Raw genomic sequence first — 23,446 nt, 5'->3', positions numbered from 1 at the left:
GTTTCTGCTTTGTCATCTTGAGTTTCAGATTCATTTTGATCTGCTACATCAGAAGTGTTAGCGTCACTATGAGTGTCGTCTTGCTTAACATCAGAAGAAGCAACGTCATCTTCATTAGAAGATTCTGCTTTATCATTTTGAGTCTCAGATTCGTTTTGATCTTTTACATCATCAGAAGCGTTATCGTCACTTTGAGTGTCGTCTTGTTTAAAGTACGAAGAAGCAACGTCTTCATTAGAAGTTTCTGCTTTGTCATCTTGAGTTTCAGATTCATTTTTATCTGCTACATCAGAAGTGTTAGCGTCACTATGAGTGCCGTCTTGCTTAACGTCAGAAGAAGCAACGTCTTCATTAGAAGTTTCTGCTTTGTCATTTTGAGCAACAGGTTCATTTTGATTTGCTACATCAGACGAATTTTCATCTGTATTTGTTTCTTCAGCATTCGAACTCACATCATTAGATGTCTGTGATGCTTCATTAGTTGAATTTGTTTCTGATTGTATTGAGTCAGTGTTGTTTTCTTCATTCTCTTGGTTGTTATCTTCAACAGAAGTTTGCTCAGTATCTAAAGATTTCGTGTCATTATCTGATGAAACATCTTGTTGATCTTCTTGAACGTCTGTTTCCTGATTATATGTATCTTGATTTGATGTTTGTTCAGAAGTTTGATCATTCAACTCATCTAACTGCGCATCATAATTTGTATCTTCATTTGAAGATGCATCTTTTACTTGTGTAGGGTCTTGGTATGTTTGTGTACCTGAAATGTTAGTTGTTGGTTTGCTAATTTCAGATTTAATTTGTTCACTTTGGTTAAGTGCTTTTTCGTCATCCAATACATTTTTATTCGGAGTTTGATCTTGTGTATTACTTGCTGCTTGAGCATGATGAGTTGTCAAAGCTGTACCTGCTAATGTAAGTGCTACAATCGAAGGTACCTTATAAGTGTTCTTTTTCTTAGCCATTTAACTGCCCCTTTAACTATATATATTTGTATCCTATTATAATACGACGAAAGACCTAGAGGCTGGTTTTTACTGTTTTGTAATATAAAATTAATCTAAAGCCAGTATTAAAAAATTATAAAGCTAATAGAAAAGCGTTATAACGCCTAATTTACATTATATTAAAATATTACACTTTCTGAAATATTACAAAATTTAAATGAAGAATAACTGTAATATTCGGATGAAAAATTTTTAAATTATTTTTGTCATAGCAATGTGTTCGATATTTTCTTCCATAAAGATATCACCAATAGATTTATAACCAAGCGCTTCATAAAAGGACTTGGCATGATATTGTGCATTTAACGCCAATTTACTATAACCTTGTTGTCTTGCAGATGTTTCAAGAAATTGCATAAGTAATTGACCATATCCTGATTTACGGTGCGTCGCTCTAACAGCTACACGTTCTATTTTTACACTATCATTTACAGGACGAAATCTTCCAGTAGCAAAAGGTATATGATTTGAATCATAACCAATGACATGAGTGGCAACGTCTTCAAATTGATCAATTTCATTTTCTAATGGAACACCTTGTTCTTTCACAAATACTTCTTTACGAATTTCTAATGCATCGTCCATCATTTTAGGTGTAGTCACAATATTAAACATATATTTACCTCTTTTCTCATTTTAGATATTAAAAATACCCTACCATAAAATAGATGGTAGGGTAGAGTTATTTGAATTTATTGTGCTTCTTTTCTTACGATTGCTGTATACTGCCAAAAAATACGCATTTGTGCAATATTCCAGTTATTCATTCCCATGGTAAAGCCAGAAGGTTTGAATAGGTTTACATCGGTTACTTCTAACGCTGCAGCAATCAAGTATTGGATAGGTACACTGATTTGCTTCATAGTATCAGTGATACCATTTTGATCATATACCCAAGTAAATGGTAACTCAGATTCAAAAACATCAACTTTTTCAAATATTTCTGGGAGTGCAACGATGTAACACGCACCATCAACTACAGGATTAAGGTCACTATCTTTATAGTAAATGCGTAAGGCCTCATAATTCTCACGATGTTCATGATTAACGTAGAAAAATTCATTTCTGAATAGCGCCATATCTTTGCTATGAATCAATTGCTGCTCTAAAACATTAAACATGCCATTCACATGTGCTAGTTTTTCATAAGTTTTGCGTGACATATTACGAGCTCCTTTCTAGATTAATATTGATTCGTTGGTACTTCTTGAGCGTTCTGTTGTTGGTTTGGATCAATTTGCTGTTGGTTAGGATCGTTTTGTTGTTGATTAGAATCGTTCTGGGGTTGATTCACGTTATTTTGTTCGTTACCAAACTGATCCGTTTGTTGCTGATTATTATAATCTTCAGCGTTATTTGTTTTTGAGTTGCTATTGTCATTCTCATTTGATTGATTTTCATTACTATTTTCATCTTCCGAGGTATCTTTTTGTGATTTCGTTAGAAGACTATCATCTAACTCGGTTAATGGTACGAGTGTACCATAATAATCAATCACGCGTTGATTTAATAATTCATCTTTATCTTTAATTTTAGGTAAATCTAAGTCACTTCGCAACATATTTGTCGTTGACAGGATATTTTTTATATCTGGATTATAGTAATAAATGCCATTTAAATAATCATCGTCACCTTCAAGTTGTGAACTTTTTATTTTTATATCATCTTTTAAATAAGAAGTAGCAAGTACTTTTATTTCATCATAACTTAAATTATGTTTGGCATTTTTTCCGACAATTTCAACAACATCATCTAGTTTATTAAATGAGTCTGCTTTTTGTGCTTTTGCAAATAGTTTTTTAATTAAATCCATTTGTCTCTGACCACGTTTTAAATCTGAGTCTTGATGACGTGTTCTAGCTACAGCCAATGCTTCATCGCCATTAAGATTTTGATAGCCTTTTTTGACTTTAATTTTACCAGTATCGTTTGTATTTGGTTCATTAATGTTGTAAGGGACGTCATATTTAATGCCGCCCAATTCATCAACTGCATCAACAAACGCTTCCATATTAATTCTGACATAGTAATCGACTGGTAAATCTAATGTAGCCTCTACTGAGTCCATTGAAGCAGTAGGGCCTCCGTATGCATGTGCATGCGTAATTTTATCATAATAACCAACTTTTGGTATGTAGCTGATTGTATCACGCGGAATACTTAACATTCTAATTTGTTCCTTATCTGCATTAAAAGTAGATAATATCATTGCATCGGTTCTAGATTTTTCAGCTGTTTGTCCATTTTTTTCACGGCCACTATTATCATCAATTCCCAAAAATAGGATAGATATAGGATCTTTTGAAGGATTTACTTTAGAGTCACGTATATTTGACTTCCTAGAGGAATCACTATCATTAAAGGAAGACTCAAAAGCGCCTTGAGAAGATTTTAGCAATATGATCGCAAAAATAATTGGAACAACGACAAGAACTAATGAAAGAAATATTAAGAAATATTTTAAAAATTTATTCATGTTTGAAGCTCCCAAATTATTAGATTTTTTGTACATGTAACTATATTTATATTTTGATTATACTTCTTTTTAACTTTGTAAATTATTTGTAAAGAAGAAAATGCACTATAAATTATAATTTTATTACTATCACTAAAAAATATCAACTATGAAGTTGTTAATTGTAATTTTATTGGCAATGTGTAATAAAATGATGAAACAATATGCACGCAGAAGTTATGTGTTAATCATAAATATACAATGCACTTGTCATGTATGATTAAGTAAATATGATTGTATTTAATCAAATCATCATTTATGAAATGATTTAAATCATTGAAAGTGGAAAGGTTAATAAATATAAAAATAGTATTACAATAATGTCATTTGATAAAATATGATTTATTTAAAGACATAGGATATAATATATATTGGAAATATCATCTTGTAGATGATTATAATTAAAAGATGTTAGAAATTTTAGATTGCCTTTATACTTAATTATAGCAAGTGTTGAAACAAATTTAATCATATTCCAGCATAAAGATATAATAAACGTACTAGGAATGAATGATTTGAGGAGGAAATATTATAGTGAAAGCACTTTGGTTAGAAAATATAAATGAAAGTTTAGTAAAGGATTTTTACGAAACACAAACAGAAGAAGAACAGAATGCTGGTTTTGAAGGGGTCTTATCATTTGGTACTGCAGGTATTAGAAGTACATTTGGTTTAGGACCAGCAAGGTTAAATGCTTTTACAGTCCGCAAAGTAGCGCTAGGTTTAGCTCAATATTTAAATCATAATGTTGATGACGCATCTGTTGTCATACATTTTGATACAAGATTTTTATCAAAAGCATTTTCACAAGAGATGGCAAGTGTGTTGGCAAATAATGGTATCACAGCTATTATTTCAGACAATTATAAATCGACACCAGAATTATCCTTTGCCGTAAGACATCTACAAGTAAATGCAGGCATCATGATTACAGCAAGTCATAATCCTAAAAATTATAATGGTATAAAGATTTATAATGAAAAGGGTGGACAATTATTACCTGAAGCTTCAGAGCAATTAAGTGAATATATAAATTCAATTGAAACACCATTAAATATTGAAAAAGGTGATTTTAATGCGTTCGTAGAAAACGGTAAAATAAAATATATGTCGAATGAAGTAACAGAAAGTTATAAAAAAGAAGTTAAGTCATTAGTAGGATCAATAGATGCACATGACGCAAAAGTCATATTGACGAGTTTACATGGTACGAGCCTACCTTTGGTATCTGACATTTTAACTGAATTAGATTATCATAATTTTGTTATAGAAAAAGAACAGTCAGAACCTAATGGTAATTTTCCAACAGTAGCTATTGCTAATCCTGAAGATGAAGCAGCTTTTACACTTGGCAAACAGCTAGCAGATAAAACAGATGCACAGCTTATTATTGCAACTGATCCTGATGCGGATCGATTAGGATTTATAGAACGTTATGGTGATAATGATTTTAGATATTTTAATGGCAATGAAATAGGGCTATTATTAATGAAATTAAGGTTCCAAGATTTAACTGAAGATAGTACGCCGCAATATATGATCAAATCAATAGTTACGAGCGAGCTAGCAGAAAGGTTAGCAACATCTCTCAATGTAGAAGTTAACGATGTTCTGACAGGTTTTAAATTCATTTCAGATTTAATAGAACACAAACAGAAAGATGATGATAAGCAATTACTGCTTGCATTTGAAGAAAGTCATGGGTACTTAGCACAACCTATTTCAAGAGATAAAGATGCTATACAAATGGTACCATTATTAGTTAAATATAAGAATTTACTTGATAAAAACGGTATAACATTTAAGGAAACAATTGAAGATATTTACGAAAATATCGGTTATTTCAAGGACAGAACACTTGCGCCTACATTTGAAGGAAAAGCCGGCGTTAAAAAAATAGAAAGTATTATGTCGCAATTTAGAAATGAACAGGTATTTTCTATATGTGGTATGGATGTACTAAAAATTGAGGACTATCATGTTGGAGAAGTTAGAGACATGATAACAGGTCATACTGAGAAATTAACATTACCAAAGACAAATTTAATTAGATTTATTTTTGAAAATGGTTTTATTGCGTTAAGACCTTCTGGTACAGAGCCAAAAATTAAATTATATTTTTCACTTGAAGTTGAAAATATTGATGAAATTACACAACAGTTTGAAGCAAACTATATTAATAATATAGTTTAAACAAATATAGAGGCAACATTATGACAACAAAGATAATCAAAAAAATAACAATCATTTTAATTATATTATTAATAGTAATTATTATTACAATCGCCTATAAGCTATATCATCGTAGTCATCAAGAAACGCCAATGGTACAAAATGAGACGAAACAAGAAACTACGAATAAACAAATGGGACATTTACAGACTATTGTCGATAATCAAAATCCACAGATGATGCAGATTAATCAATATCTTGAACAAGTTAAATTTAACGGTACTGCAGCTGTGTTCGAAAATGGTCAACTCAAATTAAATAAAGGATACGGTTTGCAAAACATTCAAGAAAATAAACAGAATCAAGCAGATACTTTATATTTAATTGGATCTTCTCAAAAGTTTGCAACAGGATTAATGTTGAAACAATTAGAAAGCGAAAATAAAATTAACATGAACGATTCTGTAACTAAATATTTGCCATGGTTTAAAATGAAGCAGCCAATTACTTTAAATCAACTCATGTTGCATAAAAGTGGATTGTTTAAATATAAAGCTTCTCCAAATTATAAAAATTTAAACGAAGCGGTACATGCAGTTCAACAAAAAGGCATTGAGCCTAAATTTTACAATAAAAATAGGTACAACGACGGAAATTATTTAGTATTATCGCGTGTGATTGAAGAAGTGACAAACAAGTCGTATAAGAAAAATTTTGAGGATAGAATTTCAAAACCGCAACATTTAAATTTCACTGCATTTTTCGATAATTCAAATTTTCAAGCATATATGGCTAAGGGTTATAAAAAGGATGGTAAATCTGGCAAACCACTACAACAGTATCCCAACGTTTTAGAACAGTATTATGGGGCGGGTAATTTGTACATGACGCCGAGTGATATGGGAAAATTGATTTTAGGATTACAAAATAATAGAATATTAAACAGCCATATATCAAAACCACTGATACATGAGAGTAAGACGTCTAAATATCCTCAACCTTATCGCTATGGGTTTTATTCCTTTGCAGATAAAAATAGAATTAATGGTGGTTTTTTTGGTCAAGTTTTTACGTCATATTTTAATGACAAGTATATTGTAATCCTAGGAACTAATTATGAAAATAGTGACGTAAATAATGAACAGAAAATCCAACATATTTACAATCAGATTTTAAAACAGGGTGGACCTTATAATCATGTGGGTAAATCATATTAATTGAAATTTTAAAACACACGCCATGGAAATGGGCGTGTGTTTTTTACTAAGATTATATACAGTATTTTAAAGCTTCAATAAATAGTTTTTTGAAATCGTTTGTTTCGATAGACATAACAACTGAGCAGTTAGGGAAGTGCGTGTTAAAATCTGTGACAGTTGCACCTTTTGTAAGTGTTCCAGTGGTCTCAATTTGTACATCTGCCTCTTTCACATCAAATTTTTCAGGATGTAATAAATAAAGTATCGTATATGCATCATAGACATTGATTCCTTTTTCAAAATCGTCGCCTTTATAATGTTTGAAAAGTTGATGCAACATGTCACCGGTTTTGTTTAAACTTTGTAATTCATTCACCGTTGCGTGACTAAGTGTAGAACTTCTAGCTACATCTAAGCCAACCATTGTAATTGGTAATCCAGAGTTAAATACAATGTGTGCTGCTTCTGGATCACAATAAATATTAAATTCTGCTAATGGTGTGACATTGCCTCGAGCTGCCGAACCACCCATTAATACAATTTCTTTAATATAATCTTTTACTTCTGGATAGGTTGAGAGTAATAGGGCAATATTTGTTAAAGGTCCTATTGGTATTAAAGTAATAGGGTCTTCACTTGATTGAAGTTCTTTGCGCATGGCTTCTACAGCATGAGTGGATGATAAATCATTGTAATTAATCTTAGGAAAATCATATCCTTCCATCCCAGATTCACCATGTACTGCACTAGCATCTACGATTTCTGATAATAATGGTTGAGAGGAACCTCTATGTACAGGAACGGTACTCGAGAAAAAACGTTTAAGTTTCAAAGCGTTCGCAGTTGTTTTTTCAATACCTACATTTCCATTAACTGTAGTAATCATTCGCAAATCAAAATTAGGATGATTTAATGCAATGCTAATCGCAGCAGCATCATCAATTCCAGGATCTGAATCTATGATAATAGGTTGTTTCATAATTGAATTTCCTCCTAAAAATAAATAATCATTTAAATATAGTGTACATTGTTTTACCTAGAAAATGTTGTATAGCAATTGAAAAATTAAGCGACTATTGATAGAAATATGAGGAAATAATGTTGTAAAGACATTCCATAGAGCCTAAGTTTAGTTTATTAGTATTTATTTTGAATAATCTAGGTTAGTTTTTAATATTCGTGAAGTATTTTTTTTAGAAATCGGCGTCATCTAATGAAAATACTATTTGAAAATAGGGGGGATATGAAGAAGGAAAAGTGACGGTCAGTTGCATGTTTGATTTACCATAGTTAATATAAACGATTAATTTAGTGCTTTCTTTTCATACGAAAAATTTATAACAACAAAACATACATATTTTGAAATTAACGAAATCAATATATAAAGAGACCCCCCTACACAAATAAATGCGTAGGGGGGTCTCTTTGTTCTAAGGCTTCTCAGAAGAGAAGTCTATATTGATTATAAGTGGCTTGAGTGTCCACCTTGCATTACCCAATAAGTACCGATAACAGTAATTAAAGTAATGATAATCGCAAATAAAACTTTAAAGGTTTGTAAATTACCATCTTTACCTTCAGTTAAGTGCATGAACATTAATAATTGAACTGCAGCTTGTATAAAAGCAAAACCAAAGATGATGGTAATCTTAGCATTAAGTGCCATAGATGTGTATAAAGTTACAAATACAGCTAAGATCGTTAAAACGATTGAGGCGATAAAACCTACAGTATGTTTTACTATTGTATTCATCCGCTAAACACCATCCCTATCATATATACGGCAGTGAAGATGAAAATCCATACAACATCTAAAAAGTGCCAGTATAAACTAACTATAAATAATTTAGGAGCATTGTCTTTATTTAATCCGCGCATTGCTACTTGAATTAATAGGCAAATAATCCAAACAATACCTAATGACACGTGGGCACCATGTGTTCCTAATAGAATAAAGAAACTAGACCAATAAGAACCGATAGTTAGATTAACACCTTCATGTACGTAGTGCGCAAACTCATAAATCTCGAAGCCTACGAATACCATACCAAGTAATACAGTGATAATCATCCAAATCAGCATTAATTTTTCTTTTTCTTTTCTCATATAGTAAATTGCAATACCACATGTATAAGAACTAATTAATAATGCAAATGTCATAATTAAAACTAATGGTAATTCAAACAATTCAGTCGTCATTTTTCCAGCATAATCGCCACCGTGTTGAAGTGTTAATAATGTTGCGAATAACGTACCGAATAATGAGAATTCTGCTGTAAGGAATACCCAAAAGCCAAGTTTATTTAAATTACCTTCATGCGAACGTTGATCAATTGTGTTTGCATCATGACTCATGACTTACAGCCTCCCTTTCTTTTATACGTGCATCACGTAAACGTTTTTCAGTTTCAGCAACTTCAGACGCTGGTATATGATAACCATGGTCGATTTGGAAACTGCGGTAAACCATAGTTGCGAAGATACCAATTAAACAAATAATAGCTGGAACGAGTGTTTCAAAGATAAGGAAGAATCCACCAATAGTGAAGAGAATTCCCATCCAGAATCCAACAGGAGTATTATTTGGCATATGGATATCTGTATAGTTATGGTTGTCTAAATAATGACGACCATGTTCTTTCATATCTACAAATGTGTCATAGTCATTCCAGTCTGGTGTGATAGCAAAGTTGTATTTAGGTGGCATTGCTCCAGCAGTTGCCCATTCTAAAGTACGTCCTAAACCATCCCAGTTGTCGCCAGTTGCTTCACGTGGTGCTTTGAAGAAGCTGTATACGATACTTGCAACTAAGAACATAAATCCTAATGCCATTAATAGGGCACCGACAGTTGAGATTGCGTTTAGTAACCACCAACCATCTTCTGGCATATAAGTGTATAAACGACGTGGCATACCATCTAATCCAAGGATGAATTGTGGTATGAAACAAACGTTAAATCCGATCATGAATAACCAGAAACACCATTTGTTTAATGTTTCGTTTAACTTGAAGCCAGTCATCTTAGGCCACCAGAATATTAAAGCTCCAAGACAGGCAAATACTACACCAGCTACTAGCGTATAGTGGAAATGCGCTACTAAGAAGTAAGTATTATGATATTGATAATCTGCTGCCGCCATTGAAAGCATAACACCTGTTACCCCACCGATTAAGAAGTTCGGTATGAACCCTAATGCGAATAGCATTGGAGATTCGAAGGTAATACGCCCTTTATAAAGCGTGAACAACCAGTTAAAGATTTTAACACCAGTTGGTATACCAATTAACATGGTTGAAATTGAGAAGAATGAGTTAATTAATGCACCATTACCCATTGTGAAGAAATGGTGAACCCAAACTAAGAAACTTAAGAATGCGATACCTGCAGTCGCCCAGACCATGCTTTGATGTCCGAATAGGCGTTTACGTGCAAATGTCGGAATAATTTCAGAGTAGATACCGAATGCTGGCAAGATAACGATATACACTTCAGGGTGCCCCCATACCCAGAAGAAGTTAGCCCAAAGCATTGGCATACCACCATTTGCAACTGAGAAGAATGCTGTGTCGAAAATTCTATCAGTTGTAAATAGCGCTAATGTAACTGTTAATACTGGGAAAGCCAAGATAACGATTAATGCTGTAATGAAAGTCGTAACCGTAAACATTGGCATTTCCATAAATTTCATTGTTGGTGTTTTACATCTAAGTATAGTAACAAAGAAGTTAATACCAGTCATCAGTGTACCAATACCGGAAATTTGTATCGCTATTAAGTAATAGTTGACACCAGGTCCTGGACTGAATTCTCCTGCGAGTGGTGCGTAGTTTGTCCAACCAGCTGCAGGTGAGCCTCCGACTATAAATGAAAGGTTGAATAAAATCATACCTGAGAAGAATAACCAGAAACTTACGTTATTTAATACAGGGAATGCAACGTCACGCGCACCAATTTGTAGTGGTACGACAACATTCCATAAACCAAAGATGAAAGGCATAGCCATAAAGATAATCATTATTACGCCGTGCGTACTAAAGACTTCATTATAATGGTTTCCTTCTAAAAATGTATTGTCTGGAATGGCTAATTGCGTACGCATCATTAGCGCGTCAATACCACCACGTACGAACATTAATACCGCACAGATTAAGTACATTGCACCAATTTTTTTATGGTCAATAGATGTGAACCATTCTCTGTATAGATATTTCCATAATTTGAAATAGCTAATTACTGCGATTACGGCAATAACTGCGAAAGGAGCACCAATTTGTCCCATTGTTATCATCCAGTTACCTTGAACGAGTAATTGATCCCATGGAAAATTCATTAATGTCCACCTCCATTTTCATGGTCTTTTTTCTCAATTTTAGATGCTTTTTCATCTTTAGCACCTTCAGAGATTTTTTCCATTTCATCCATATTATGTGATTCTTCATCTTTGAATTCACTATCATATGGTTCATTATTGCCTAAAATCATGGCTTTCATTCCATGACGTTCGTAGTTAGCATTTGTGATTTGCGGCTTACGTGCAGGTTGATCTGGTTTATCTAACACATCTGCTGTACGTTCTTCTTCAGTGTTAAAGTTTGGATCTTTTTGAACGAAATTATAACGATCATAAGCATAGAAAATATACTCAGGGTCTGCTGCAGGATCAACAAATGCTAAATGCGTACCACTGAAAGTTAAATTTTTGTTTTCAGTAGTTGGTAAAAGTTGCTTATCAAATGTATCTTGATCCAATACTTTTTGTTTTTTGGCATCTTTTACCCAATCCTCGAATTTGCTTTGGCTTACTGAATTCACATCAAATGTCTGACGACTGAAGCCTTCACCATTGAAGTTTGAGTTACGTCCACGGAACGTACCTTCTTCACTAGCTGTTAAAGTCCAGTCCATAGTCATACCTGTCATCGCATATTTTTGACCACCTAATTGTGGAATCCAGAAACTTGTCATCATATCCATTGATTGGAGTTTGAAGACAACTGGGCGATCTTTCGGAATAGTTAAATGGTTAACTGTTTCGATTTTCTCTTCAGGATAACTAAAGAACCACTTATAACCAGCACTTGTAGCATAAACAACAAGTGGATCGTCTTCTTTCTGTGGTTTTTCCTCGTAATTATAAAGTGAATTAACTGTTGGAATAGCTAATGCAATTACAATAATTACTGGAATAATAAACCAAATTGTTTCTAATAAAGAATTGTGGTGCATCTTACCTGATTCATCAGTGTTTCCAATTCTATATTTATATAGAAAAACTGTGAATAGAATAAGAACAGCGGCAATAATAACAAGCATGAAGATAATTGAATACATAATCAAAAACTTCGAATCACTTGCCATCGGCCCTTTTGGGTTTAAAACTTCTACGTTAGAACAGCCACTAAGTAAAATTAGCGAGCCAAAGAGTAGAAGCAAAGACTTAAATTTTGACACTTTTTTGACCTCCTAATACTACAAATGTAGGGCTTAACATCAATTTTAAGATATTACGCAATATTTACAAGTGTTTGTGCGAAAAAAAATATTGTAAAATTAAAAGAAACCCAACAAACTCAACGTCTGGTGGGCTTTCAAAGATTTGTTAAAATTATGTGTACATTTTGTGAAAAGTGTCATATTTAAGGCGAAAGGGTGATTTTATCAAAAAAGTAGTGATAAAGGTTATCATTTAGCTTGGTTTTTGCTATGTATGGAATTTTAATTTATTTAACTTCTATATAACGTATCGATTTACTTGATGCGCCGTTTGAATCTTCCACTTTATACTCAATTTTGTATTTTCCAGCTTGGTTGATATTAACATTACCATCAACTTTAATTTTATGTGTTAAATCGCCGTCTTCTTTATCGTATGCATGTACACCATTTAAAAGATTATATTCTTCACCTTTATCTATGATTGTATCATTCGTACCTTTAAGCTCTGGAATTGAATTGTCAGTGGCTTCTGCACTTAGGTTTGGGGATACAAGAGTTGCAGAAACGCCAATTGCTGATAACGATTGTATAAGTTTATTCATTTATTGACCTCCAAGAAGAGACTTTAATTGATTTATCTATACTATACTGTAATGCGCTGTGTATTACATCATACTATAGTCCTAATATACCTTATTTATTTAAATATAATTGTAATTTTTAGTTAAAATTAAGTAAAATGAACTTTTTGTGAATTTTATCACAAATTTGTTTTGAAATACAATAATTTGTAATAAAATAAAGTAGAAATGATAAATCTATATTTGAAGAAATGGAAGTGCTTATTATGTTGAATGAAAAAGAAAAAGCGATTATTAAAGAAACGGTTCCGGTATTGCAAGAAAGAGGGGTAGAAATCACATCGTTTTTCTATAATAGAATGTTTACACAGCACCCTGAATTAAAAAATATGTTTAATCAAACAAACCAAAAGAAAGGATTGCAATCAACGGCGTTAGCACAGAGTGTATTAGCTGCAGCGATGAATATTGATGATTTGACACGTATTTTACCAGTTGTGAAAGAAATTGCATTTAAACATTGTGCATTACAGGTGCCGCCAGCTGGTTATGATATTGTAGGTGAAAATTTATTAGCTGCCATCCAAAATGTTTTAAAATTATCGGATGATGATGCAATCTTAGACACTTGGGCTAAAGCATACGGAGAAATTGCTAAAGTATTTATTGAAGTTGAAAAAGATATTTATAAAACAATGGCATGGGATGGTTTCCAAGCATTTGTAATTAAAAATATAGAAACTGTAGCTACAGACATCAAAGCATTTACAGTTAAATCTGATGAAATAGACATGAGTAAATTTAAACCAGGTCAATATGTCACGGTCGATGTGAAGAGTGCGTCACTACCATACCGTGCTAAACGCCATTATTCAATTGTAGAAGGTGATAGTGAAACACTGACTTTTGCAGTTAAACATGATGTAACAACAACACATGAAGGGGAAGTGTCTACGATACTTCATAGTGAATACAAAGAAGGCGATACGATTCAATTATCAGCACCAGTAGGTCCGTTTTCCGTGGTCAACAGTGAGTCACCACAACTATTTATTGGATCCGGTATCGGGGTTACACCTTTAATTCCAATGTTTAATCAAGTGGCTAAGTCAGAAGCGCCAATTCAATTTATTCAAAATATTATTAATGATACAGATATACCATTCTCAAATAAACTAGAGGCAATAGCTGAAAGTAAAGAGAATAACGATTATATTATTTATGATAAGCATAAAATGGGTTATATGGATGCATCGTATTTGAATCAATTTATAACAAAAGATACTGAAATTTATGTTTGTGGTGGTGTTAATTTCCTTCAATCTATCATCACTACCTTAAAAGAAATGGAAGTTGATGAAACGAAAATTCATTTCGAATCGTTTATCCCTAAATTAAGTGTTGGTGTATAAAGTGTTATATGATTGAATGAAATAATATAAATTAACAAAAAACAAGACACGTTAAGTCGTATTGAACTTAACGTGTCTTGTTTTGTTAATGAAGCAGTAAAGCATTTTATTTATATAAATATCAAAAAAATTGATTCTTTATCTCGCGAGTTTATTCAATCCCTCTACGCATTTTTTCAGCTATAAGTGTGTTATTTAATACCATTGTAATTGTCATTGGGCCAACGCCACCAGGTACGGGTGTAATTGCACCTGCCACTTCTTTAACTTCATCGTATTCGATATCACCTTTTAATTTACCATTTTCATCAGGTGTATTCCCTACATCGATTACAACCGCGCCTTCTTTAACGTCTTCTTTCGTTACTAATCCAGGACGACCCACAGCACTAACAATGATGTCAGCATTTTTTAAATAACGCTTCATATCTTTAGTTCTTGAATGAAGAATCGTTACGGAAGCATTTTTTTGAAGTAATAATTTAGAAACTGGTTGACCTACAATGTGACTACGTCCGATAACAACAGCGTCTTTTCCTTCTAAATCAATATCGGCATGATTTAAAAGTTCCATGATACCTAATGGTGTACAAGGTACAAATGTTTGTTGATCAATATAAAGCTTACCAATATTTTCAGGATGGAAGCCATCGACATCTTTTGCTGGGTTAATAGATTCTAATACTTTTTGTTCACTTACTTGATCAGGAAGTGGTACTTGGACTAATATACCGCTCACACTATCATCTTCATTTAAGCGTTTTAATTCGTTTAAAACGTCTGCTTCAGAAGTAGATTCGTCGAGATGAACAATTTCTGAAATCATTCCAATCTTTTCCGCAGCTTTCTTTTTAGAGTTGACATAACTTTGACTTGCACCATCATTACCGACTAGAATGACAGATAATTTTGGTGTATACCCCTCAGCTTGTAAAGCTTCAACTTGATCTTTAAGTCCTTGTCTGTAATCTTTAGCGATTTGTTTACCGTCTAAAATTTTTGCGACCATGAAAAAATCCTCCTTGAATGTTTGAACTTTACTTAACATTAACACAAATGATGGGATAATTAACAACCAAAAGACGTAGATTAAACAAAAAAAAAGTATTAAAGTTCGATTTTTGATTGAAAAAGCATCATTTACTTGTTATGCTATATCTGTAATATACATCTAATAGTAGTATCATTTCAAATTTCTGAAAGGGTGTTCATTTTGAAAGTAGTAGTCATTATGGGAAGTTCTTCTGATTGGGAAACAATGAAAGAAAGTTGTTCGATGTTAGACCAATTTGAAATTCCGTATGATAAAAAAGTAGTTTCAGCACATCGTACGCCTCAATTAATGTTTGAATTTTCAAGAGAAGCGAGAGATGCAGGATATGATGTCATTATCGCTGGTGCAGGCGGTGCTGCGCATTTACCAGGTATGGTTGCGTCAATGACGACTTTACCAGTAATTGGCGTTCCTATTGAGTCTAAAAGTTTAAAAGGAATGGATTCGCTATTGTCAATTGTACAAATGCCAGGTGGTATTCCAGTAGCAACGACAGCAATAGGTAAAGCTGGAGCTAAAAATGCGGGTATCTTGGCTGCAAGAATACTTAGTATTGGTAATCAAACAGTGCAAAAGAATTTGGAAAATTATGAAAAATCTTTAGTTGAGAAAGTGAGTGATATGCAAGATGAACTTGAGTAAATTAAAATTCGGCTCAACCATAGGTATCATAGGAGGCGGTCAACTGGGCAAAATGATGGCGCAGTCTGCCCAACAAATGGGATACAAAGTGATTGTGTTAGATCCCAATTCATCATGTCCTTGCCAGTATGTTGCCAACGAGTTCATCAACGCTGCGTATGACGACCAAATAGCACTAGATCGACTTGGAGCATTATCAGATGTAATAACGTACGAATTTGAAAATATCTCGGCTAATCAATTACAAGCATTAGCTTCAAAATATAATATTCCTCAAGGCTATCAAGCGATTCAATTACTTCAAGATCGCCTGACGGAGAAACAAACTTTACAAGATTCTGGCAGTAATATAGCGCCGTTCCTCCAATTAACTGACTATGACGATTTAGTTAAAGCGGTTGATTCAATTGGATATCCTTTTATTGTTAAAACACGTTTCGGTGGATATGACGGTAAAGGTCAAGTGCTTGTTAAAGACGCCACTCATTTAGATGAAGCGCGTCAACTGATTCAAGCACAAGAATGTGTAGCAGAACAGTACCTAAACTTAAGTAAAGAAGTTTCTTTGACAGTAACCATCGGTACAAACAATCAGATCACATATTTCCCTCTACAAGAAAATGAACATCAAAATCAAATACTATTTAAAACAATCGTGCCTGCGCGAGTACAAGATAATAAAGAGCAAGAAGCGCGTAATGAAGTAAATAAAATAATTAAAGCCATACATTTTATAGGTACATTTACAGTTGAATTTTTTATAGATCAACAGAATCAACTATATGTAAATGAAATTGCGCCTAGACCGCATAATTCCGGACATTATTCAATTGAAGCTTGCGAATATTCTCAATTTGATACACATATTAAGGCAATAACAGGACAACAATTACCACAACAAGTAACACTATTGAAACCGGCGATTATGATGAACTTATTAGGCAGAGATTTAGATTTATTAGAAGATCAATTCGCAGAACACCCTGAATGGCATGTCCATATCTATGGCAAAAACGAACGTAAATTTAATCGTAAGATGGGACATTTAACGGTGTTAACTAATGATATAAATGAAACTGAACAAAAGTTGCTTAAACAATTTGAAGGGAGATAAATATATGTCTTTGTTATATGAAGGAAAGGCTAAAAGAATTTTTTCAACAGGAACGTCTGATGTACTAAGAGTTGAATATAAAGATGAAGTGACAGCTGGTAATGGTGCTAAAAAAGACTTCATTGAAGGGAAAGGACGCTTAAATAACCAAATTACCTCTCGTATATTTAATTATTTGAAAGCTAAAGGCTTGAATAGTCATTTTATTGAGCAAATATCTGAAACGGAACAATTAGTTAATTCGGTTGAAATCATTCCTTTAGAAGTTGTAGTTAGAAATATTGCAGCAGGCTCAATTACAAAAAGACTAGGTTTTGAAAAAGGACATACATTTGAAACACCATTAGTTGAATTTTTCTACAAGAATGATGATTTGAACGACCCCCTTATCACTGAAGACCATATTAAACTACTTCAAATTGCTAATGATGGTGAAATTGAAAAATTAAAAGAAGCAGCAACAGAAATTAATGAAGTATTAGTGAACTTAATGGACAAAATGAATTTAAGATTAGTCGATTTTAAAATTGAATTCGGACGCACAAATGAAGGTGAAATTTTATTGGCTGATGAAATTTCTCCAGATACATGTCGAATTTGGGATAAACAAAGTGATACAAATTTTGATAAAGATGTTTATCGAGAAGATACAGGATCAATTATCGAGACATATCAGACTTTTTTAAATAAATTGGAGGCACTCTAACAATGAAAACAATTGAATTGCATATTACATTACAACCACAAGTATTAGATACACAAGGACAAGCATTAAATCGAGCTGTACATGATTTAGGATATAAGCAAGTCAATGATATCAGAGTTGGTAAAGTACTCTATATGACTGTTGATGAAGCAACTGACGAAGCAGTTCATAATGTTGTAACTACGTTAAGTGAAAAACTTTTTGCTAATACTGTTATTGAAGAATATAGCTATAAAGTATTGGAAGAAGGAGAGAAGGCATAATGAAATTTGCAGTGCTGAAATTTCCAGGATCAAATTGCGACAGAGACATGTATAATGCTGCATTGAAATCAGATGTAGAAGCAGAATATGTAGATTATAGAAATACATCGTTGGACGGTTTTGATGGTGTACTGATACCAGGTGGTTTTTCTTTTGGTGATTATTTACGTTCTGGGGCAATGGCAAGTGTTGCACCAATTACAGAAGCAGTAAAACAATTTGCGAAAGAAGGTAAACCGGTACTTGGTGTGTGTAATGGGTTTCAAATTCTAACTGAAATTGGTTTACTTCCAGGTGCTTTACTACATAATGATTCTCATTTATTCGTGAGTCGAAATGAATCATTGCGTGTGGTAAATCATAATACGGCATTCACAAATTTATATAATGAGGATGAAACTGTAGTTTATCCTGTTGCGCATGGTGAAGGACATTATTATTGTACTCAAGATATGTATGATCGTTTAGAGGCAAATAATCAAATTATATTAAAATATGTCAATAATCCGAATGGTTCTTTTAATGATATCGCAGGTATTATCAATGAACAGGGCAATGTGTGTGGTATGATGCCTCATCCGGAACGTGCTATTGAACCAATTCTTGGTACAGATAGCGGCGTAAAATTATTTCAAGCAATGGTAAATAGTTGGAGGGAACAAAATGTCTAAATTTATTGAACCAAGTTCTGAAGATATTAAAATTGAACAACTGTACAAGGATATGGGATTAAGTGATGAAGAATACGCAAAGGTTTGTGATATTTTAGGTCGTGAACCTAACTTTACGGAGATTGGTATTTTCTCAGTTATGTGGAGTGAACACTGTTCTTATAAACATTCCAAACCCTTTTTAACACAATTTCCAACTTCAGGTGAACATGTTTTAATGGGCCCAGGAGAAGGCGCAGGCGTTGTTGATATTGGTGATAACCAAGCGGTTGTGTTCAAGGTTGAGTCACACAATCACCCTTCTGCAGTTGAACCATACCAAGGCGCAGCTACTGGTGTGGGAGGCATTATTAGAGATATTGTTTCTATTGGTGCACGTCCAATTAATTTATTGAATAGTCTAAGGTTTGGTGAATTGACAGAAAAACAAAACCGTCGACTTTTACGTGGCGTTGTTGCAGGTATAGGTGGCTATGGTAACTGTATAGGAATTCCTACAACTGCTGGAGAAATAGAGTTTGATGATCGATATGATGGCAACCCACTCGTCAATGCGATGTGTGTAGGCATTATTGATCACGACATGGTTCAAAAAGGGACGGCTAAAGGCGTTGGAAACTCTGTTATTTATGTTGGTTTAAAAACTGGCCGTGATGGTATTCATGGTGCGACTTTTGCTTCTGAAGAATTAAGTGAAGATAGTGAAAGCAAACGACCATCTGTTCAAATTGGTGATCCATTTGTAGGTAAAAAATTAATGGAAGCCACGCTAGAAGCCATCACATTTGATGAACTCGTTGGTATCCAAGACATGGGGGCTGCAGGACTAACATCATCATCCTCAGAAATGGCAGCTAAAGGTGGTAGTGGCTTACATTTACGTTTAGAACAAGTCCCTACAAGAGAACAAGGTATTTCACCGTATGAAATGATGTTATCTGAAACTCAAGAACGTATGTTGCTTGTTGTAGAAAAGGGAACAGAACAAAAATTCTTAGACCTCTTTGATAAACATGAGTTAGACAGTGCAGTAATTGGAGAAGTAACTGACACGGATCGTTTCGTATTAACTTATGAAGATGAAGTATTTGCCGATATTCCAGTTCAACCTTTATCTGATGAAGCGCCAGTTTATGTACTTGAAGGTACGTCGCCAGAATACAATGAAACTAAAAATGACTATAGCAGTGTAGATGTTGAATCCGTATTTGATCAATTATTACAACACCCAACTATAGCTTCGAAGCGTTATTTATACGAACAATATGATCAACAAGTAGGTGCTAATACGATAGTTAAGCCAGGATTACAAGCCTCTGTTGTGCGCGTTGAAGGAACTGATAAAGCTATTGCGTCAACGATTGATGGAGAAGCCCGCTATGTATTTAACAATCCATATGAAGGTGGAAAGATAGTTGTTGCCGAAGCGTATAGAAATTTAATTTCTGTAGGTGCAACGCCTTTAGCTATGACGGATTGTTTAAATTATGGCTCACCTGAGAAGAAAGAAATATATCAACAATTAGCAGATTCAACAAAAGGTATGGCAGAAGCATGTGAGGTTTTAAGCACACCTGTCGTTTCGGGTAATGTGTCTTTATATAACGAAACGAGAGAAACATCTATATTCCCAACACCTGTAGTAGGTATGGTTGGTCTCATCGATGACATAAGTTATCTTAATCATTTTAATCCTTCTGTAGGAGATACATTATATGTTGTTGGTGATACAAATGATGATTTCGGTGGTAGTCAAATAGAGAAATTGTTGTATGGTCAAGTGAATCATGAATTTGAATCCATTGATTTATCGCAAGAAGTTCGTAAAGGTGAATCGATAAAACAAGCAATTCGAGAAGGGGTAGCTTCACATGTGCAAACAGTAGGTAAAGGTGGCTTATTGCTTACTTTAGCTCGTATCAGTGCACATTACCAACTTGGTTTACAGGCGAAACTAAGTGTTACGAATGCGCAACTGTTTAGTGAAACACAAGGACGTTATATTGTAATCGTAAAAAATGGTCAATCATTAAACTGCGATTATGCTGTTGAGATTGGTAAAGTGACTAATGATCAACAATTTAAAGTGACAAATGAACAGAGCGAAATTGTGCGTGATGTAAAACATTTAAATGATTTATGGGAAGGAGCTATACCTCAATGTATGACAGCAACGGATTAAATGAAGAATGTGGCGTGTTTGGCATATGGAATCATCCGGAATCTGCTCAATTAACCTATATGGGACTACACAGTTTGCAACATCGTGGTCAAGAAGGTGCTGGAATCGTTTGTTCAAATGGTGAAGTGCTTAAAGGTGAACGTGGTTTAGGTTTATTGACAGATGCGATATCAGATACACAAATGGAATCATTTAAAACATATCAACATGCAATTGGGCATGTGAGATACGCAACATCCGGGAATAAAGGTATAGAGAATATTCAACCGTTTTTATATCATTTTTATGATATGAGTGTTGCAGTTTGTCATAATGGTAATCTTATCAATGCGCAAAGTCTAAAAAAATCTTTAGAACATCAAGGCTCTATTTTTCACTCTTCTTCAGATACTGAAGTTATCATGCACTTGATACGCAGAAGTAAAGCACCTACATTTGAAGATGCTTTTCAAGAAAGTTTAAGAAAAATAAAAGGCGGATTTACTTTTGCGGTACTAACTAAAGACGCTTTATATGGTGCAGTTGACCCTAATGCGATTCGACCATTAGCTGTTGGTAAAATGAAAAATGGTTCATATATTATTGCCAGTGAAACATGTGCAATCGATGTCCTAGGTGCTGAATTTGTAAGAGATATTCATGCTGGAGAATATGTAGTCATCAATGATGATGGGATCAGAGTCGAATCTTATACGCGTCATACAACGACGGCTATTTCAGCTATGGAGTATATTTACTTTGCTAGACCTGATTCAACCATTGCCGGTAAAAATGTTCATGCTGTTAGAAAACAGTCTGGTAAGCAATTAGCGAAAGAAAGTCCAGCATCAAATGCGGACATGGTTATTGGTGTACCTAATTCTTCACTTTCAGCAGCATCTGGTTATGCCGAAGAGAGTAGACTGCCGTATGAAATGGGTCTTGTTAAAAATCAATATGTTGCAAGAACATTTATTCAACCGACACAAGAATTACGTGAACAAGGCGTCCGCGTAAAATTATCTGCTGTAAAAGATATTGTCTATGATAAAAATATTGTCTTAGTAGATGATTCGATTGTCAGAGGTACTACGAGTAAACGTATAGTACAAATGTTGAAAGACGCAGGCGCTAAGGAAGTTCATGTACGCATTGCTTCTCCTGAGTTTATGTTTCCAAGTTTTTATGGCATAGATGTTTCAACAACGGCAGAGCTTATTTCATCAAATAAATCGCCCGAGGAGATTAGTGATTATATTGGAGCAGATTCACTGGCTTATTTAACAGTCGAAGGTCTAATTGATTCTATTGGACTTGATTGCGATGCGCCTTATAGTGGACTTTGTGTTGAAAGTTTCACAGGTGATTATCCTGCAGGTTTATATGATTATGAGCAAGATTATGTAGCGCATTTAAGTGAACGTCAAAAAGCGTACTTAGCAAATCATCAACAATACTTTGATAGAGAGGGTAATTTAAATGTCTAAAGCATATCAACAAGCAGGCGTCGATATTAATGCAGGGTATGAAGCGGTAGAACGAATGACAAGTCATGTCCAAAGAACAATGCGCAAAGAAGTACTTGGTGGATTGGGTGGCTTTGGTGCTACATTTGATTTGTCACAGTTAAATATGAAAGCACCTTTACTTGTATCAGGTACAGATGGTGTAGGTACAAAATTAAAATTAGCCATCGATAACGATAAACATGACACGATTGGTATAGATGCTGTCGCAATGTGTGTCAATGATATTTTAACTACAGGTGCAGAACCACTTTACTTTTTAGATTATATTGCAACTAATAAAGTCGTTCCTGAAGTCATTGAGCAAATTGTCAAAGGGGTAAGTGATGGCTGTGAAGAGACCAATACAGCTTTAATCGGTGGAGAAACAGCTGAAATGGGAGAAATGTATCACGAGGGTGAATATGATTTAGCAGGCTTCGCAGTAGGTGCAGTAGAAAAGGATGACTATATTGATGGCTCATCTGTTGAACCTGGACAAGCAATTATAGGTCTTGAATCTAGTGGCATACATTCCAATGGTTATAGTTTAGTTAGAAAATTAATACAACAATCAGGTATTAAATTAAGTGAACCATTCAATCAAGAACAGACATTTTTAGATGCTTTTTTGAAACCCACACGTTTATATGTAAAACCCGTGTTAGCTGTTAAATCATCTATTAAGATATATGCCATGACCCATATTACAGGGGGCGGTTTTTATGAAAATATACCTAGAGCCTTACCTGAGGGGATAACAGCCAAGATTGATGTCACGCAATTTCCTACGCCAGCTATATTTGATTGGTTACAAGAACAAGGAAACATCTCAACTGATGAAATGTATAACATTTTTAACATGGGTATTGGCTTTACTTTAGTCGTTGATAATAACCAAGTTGAATCAACATTAGAAATACTTAATGGTCAAAATATCAAGGCATATAAAATTGGTGAAACTGTTAAAGGCAACGAACCAATCCAATTAACGGGGGTATAAAA

General features: G+C 33.9%; 21 protein-coding genes and 1 pseudogene. 11 read left to right on the top strand and 11 right to left on the bottom strand.

Features of this window, described 5'->3' with window-relative positions; all coding sequences use genetic code 11:
- The 4 genes and pseudogenes from L987_RS01015 to L987_RS01000 form a co-directional block, all read right to left on the bottom strand.
- Positions 1–965 (bottom strand): annotated as a pseudogene (locus tag L987_RS01015) (GW dipeptide domain-containing protein); the annotation flags it as partial.
- A 234-nt stretch (positions 966–1,199) separates the two neighbouring features.
- Positions 1,200–1,622, bottom strand: coding sequence for a GNAT family N-acetyltransferase (locus L987_RS01010; RefSeq protein ID WP_047502476.1), 423 nt, complete (start codon positions 1,620–1,622; stop codon positions 1,200–1,202).
- A gap of 77 nt (positions 1,623–1,699) precedes the next feature.
- Positions 1,700–2,170: a DUF2538 family protein gene (locus tag L987_RS01005; RefSeq protein WP_011303451.1), complete on the bottom strand. Its 471-nt coding sequence runs from the start codon at positions 2,168–2,170 to the stop codon at positions 1,700–1,702.
- Between the two features lie 20 nt (positions 2,171–2,190).
- Positions 2,191–3,483, bottom strand: a complete 1,293-nt coding sequence (locus tag L987_RS01000; RefSeq protein ID WP_047502472.1) for an LCP family protein — start codon at positions 3,481–3,483, stop codon at positions 2,191–2,193.
- Between the two features lie 573 nt (positions 3,484–4,056).
- Between L987_RS01000 and L987_RS00995 the strand changes: the two genes are divergently transcribed.
- Together L987_RS00995 and L987_RS00990 are read left to right on the top strand one after the other, a co-directional pair.
- Entirely contained in the window at positions 4,057–5,715 is a 1,659-nt protein-coding gene (locus L987_RS00995) for a phospho-sugar mutase (protein WP_011303449.1), read from the top strand.
- Between the two features lie 20 nt (positions 5,716–5,735).
- A complete protein-coding gene (locus tag L987_RS00990; protein ID WP_047502469.1) occupies positions 5,736–6,911 on the top strand; it encodes a serine hydrolase domain-containing protein in 1,176 nt (391 codons plus the stop codon).
- Positions 6,912–6,963: 52 nt separating this feature from the next.
- Here the strand turns inward: L987_RS00990 and rihC are convergent, their stop codons facing one another.
- The 6 genes from rihC to L987_RS00960 all read right to left on the bottom strand — a co-directional run bounded on the left by rihC (position 6,964) and on the right by L987_RS00960 (position 12,934).
- Positions 6,964–7,872 carry a ribonucleoside hydrolase RihC gene (gene rihC, locus L987_RS00985; RefSeq protein WP_011303447.1) on the bottom strand — a complete coding sequence of 303 codons (909 nt, stop codon included), beginning with the start codon at positions 7,870–7,872 and terminating at the stop codon, positions 6,964–6,966.
- Positions 7,873–8,355: 483 nt separating this feature from the next.
- Positions 8,356–8,646, bottom strand: coding sequence for a cytochrome aa3 quinol oxidase subunit IV (gene qoxD / locus L987_RS00980; RefSeq protein ID WP_037538855.1), 291 nt, complete (start codon positions 8,644–8,646; stop codon positions 8,356–8,358).
- A complete protein-coding gene (qoxC, locus tag L987_RS00975) occupies positions 8,643–9,248 on the bottom strand; it encodes a cytochrome aa3 quinol oxidase subunit III (protein WP_002483712.1) in 606 nt (201 codons plus the stop codon). The genes qoxD and qoxC overlap by 4 nt, the downstream gene beginning before the upstream one ends.
- Positions 9,238–11,226, bottom strand: coding sequence for a cytochrome aa3 quinol oxidase subunit I (gene qoxB / locus L987_RS00970; protein WP_037538853.1), 1,989 nt, complete (start codon positions 11,224–11,226; stop codon positions 9,238–9,240). The genes qoxC and qoxB overlap by 11 nt, the downstream gene beginning before the upstream one ends.
- Positions 11,226–12,347, bottom strand: a complete 1,122-nt coding sequence (gene qoxA / locus L987_RS00965) for a cytochrome aa3 quinol oxidase subunit II (protein WP_037538850.1) — start codon at positions 12,345–12,347, stop codon at positions 11,226–11,228. Before qoxA ends, qoxB begins: the two co-directional genes overlap by 1 nt.
- Before the next feature lie 269 nt (positions 12,348–12,616).
- Complete coding sequence (locus L987_RS00960) at positions 12,617–12,934, bottom strand: DUF5011 domain-containing protein (protein ID WP_002483709.1); 318 nt, start codon at positions 12,932–12,934, stop codon at positions 12,617–12,619.
- 245 nt (positions 12,935–13,179) lie between these two features.
- Between L987_RS00960 and L987_RS00955 the strand changes: the two genes are divergently transcribed.
- A complete protein-coding gene (locus L987_RS00955; protein WP_002483708.1) occupies positions 13,180–14,325 on the top strand; it encodes a globin domain-containing protein in 1,146 nt (381 codons plus the stop codon).
- Positions 14,326–14,476: 151 nt separating this feature from the next.
- Here the strand turns inward: L987_RS00955 and folD are convergent, their stop codons facing one another.
- Positions 14,477–15,334, bottom strand: a complete 858-nt coding sequence (gene folD / locus L987_RS00950; RefSeq protein ID WP_011303442.1) for a bifunctional methylenetetrahydrofolate dehydrogenase/methenyltetrahydrofolate cyclohydrolase FolD — start codon at positions 15,332–15,334, stop codon at positions 14,477–14,479.
- Between the two features lie 204 nt (positions 15,335–15,538).
- On the opposite strand from folD, the gene purE reads away from it, so the two are divergent.
- Genes purE through purM form a run of 8 tightly spaced genes read left to right on the top strand, consistent with a single transcriptional unit; the run spans position 15,539 to position 23,444 of the window.
- Complete coding sequence (gene purE / locus L987_RS00945; RefSeq protein WP_011303441.1) at positions 15,539–16,021, top strand: 5-(carboxyamino)imidazole ribonucleotide mutase; 483 nt, start codon at positions 15,539–15,541, stop codon at positions 16,019–16,021.
- Positions 16,008–17,135, top strand: a complete 1,128-nt coding sequence (gene purK / locus L987_RS00940) for a 5-(carboxyamino)imidazole ribonucleotide synthase (RefSeq protein ID WP_011303440.1) — start codon at positions 16,008–16,010, stop codon at positions 17,133–17,135. Before purE ends, purK begins: the two co-directional genes overlap by 14 nt.
- A 4-nt stretch (positions 17,136–17,139) precedes the next feature.
- A complete protein-coding gene (purC, locus tag L987_RS00935; RefSeq protein ID WP_011303439.1) occupies positions 17,140–17,841 on the top strand; it encodes a phosphoribosylaminoimidazolesuccinocarboxamide synthase in 702 nt (233 codons plus the stop codon).
- 2 nt (positions 17,842–17,843) lie between these two features.
- Complete coding sequence (gene purS / locus L987_RS00930; RefSeq protein ID WP_011303438.1) at positions 17,844–18,104, top strand: phosphoribosylformylglycinamidine synthase subunit PurS; 261 nt, start codon at positions 17,844–17,846, stop codon at positions 18,102–18,104.
- On the top strand, positions 18,104–18,775 hold the full coding sequence (purQ, locus tag L987_RS00925) for a phosphoribosylformylglycinamidine synthase subunit PurQ (protein WP_011303437.1): 672 nt from the start codon (positions 18,104–18,106) through the stop codon (positions 18,773–18,775). Before purS ends, purQ begins: the two co-directional genes overlap by 1 nt.
- Positions 18,768–20,957, top strand: coding sequence for a phosphoribosylformylglycinamidine synthase subunit PurL (gene purL / locus L987_RS00920; RefSeq protein ID WP_011303436.1), 2,190 nt, complete (start codon positions 18,768–18,770; stop codon positions 20,955–20,957). Before purQ ends, purL begins: the two co-directional genes overlap by 8 nt.
- Entirely contained in the window at positions 20,936–22,423 is a 1,488-nt protein-coding gene (purF, locus tag L987_RS00915; RefSeq protein WP_011303435.1) for an amidophosphoribosyltransferase, read from the top strand. Before purL ends, purF begins: the two co-directional genes overlap by 22 nt.
- Positions 22,416–23,444 (top strand): phosphoribosylformylglycinamidine cyclo-ligase, encoded by a 1,029-nt coding sequence (gene purM, locus L987_RS00910; protein WP_011303434.1) that lies wholly within the window; start codon positions 22,416–22,418, stop codon positions 23,442–23,444. Before purF ends, purM begins: the two co-directional genes overlap by 8 nt.
- The last annotated feature ends 2 nt before the right edge of the window (positions 23,445–23,446 follow it).

Source organism: Staphylococcus sp. ZWU0021 (genome assembly GCF_000798895.1).
GTDB classification, from domain to species: Bacteria; Bacillota; Bacilli; order Staphylococcales; family Staphylococcaceae; genus Staphylococcus; species Staphylococcus saprophyticus.
The sequence above is the reverse complement of the archived record's forward strand: the minus strand, read 5'-3'. Positions and strand labels throughout refer to the sequence as shown.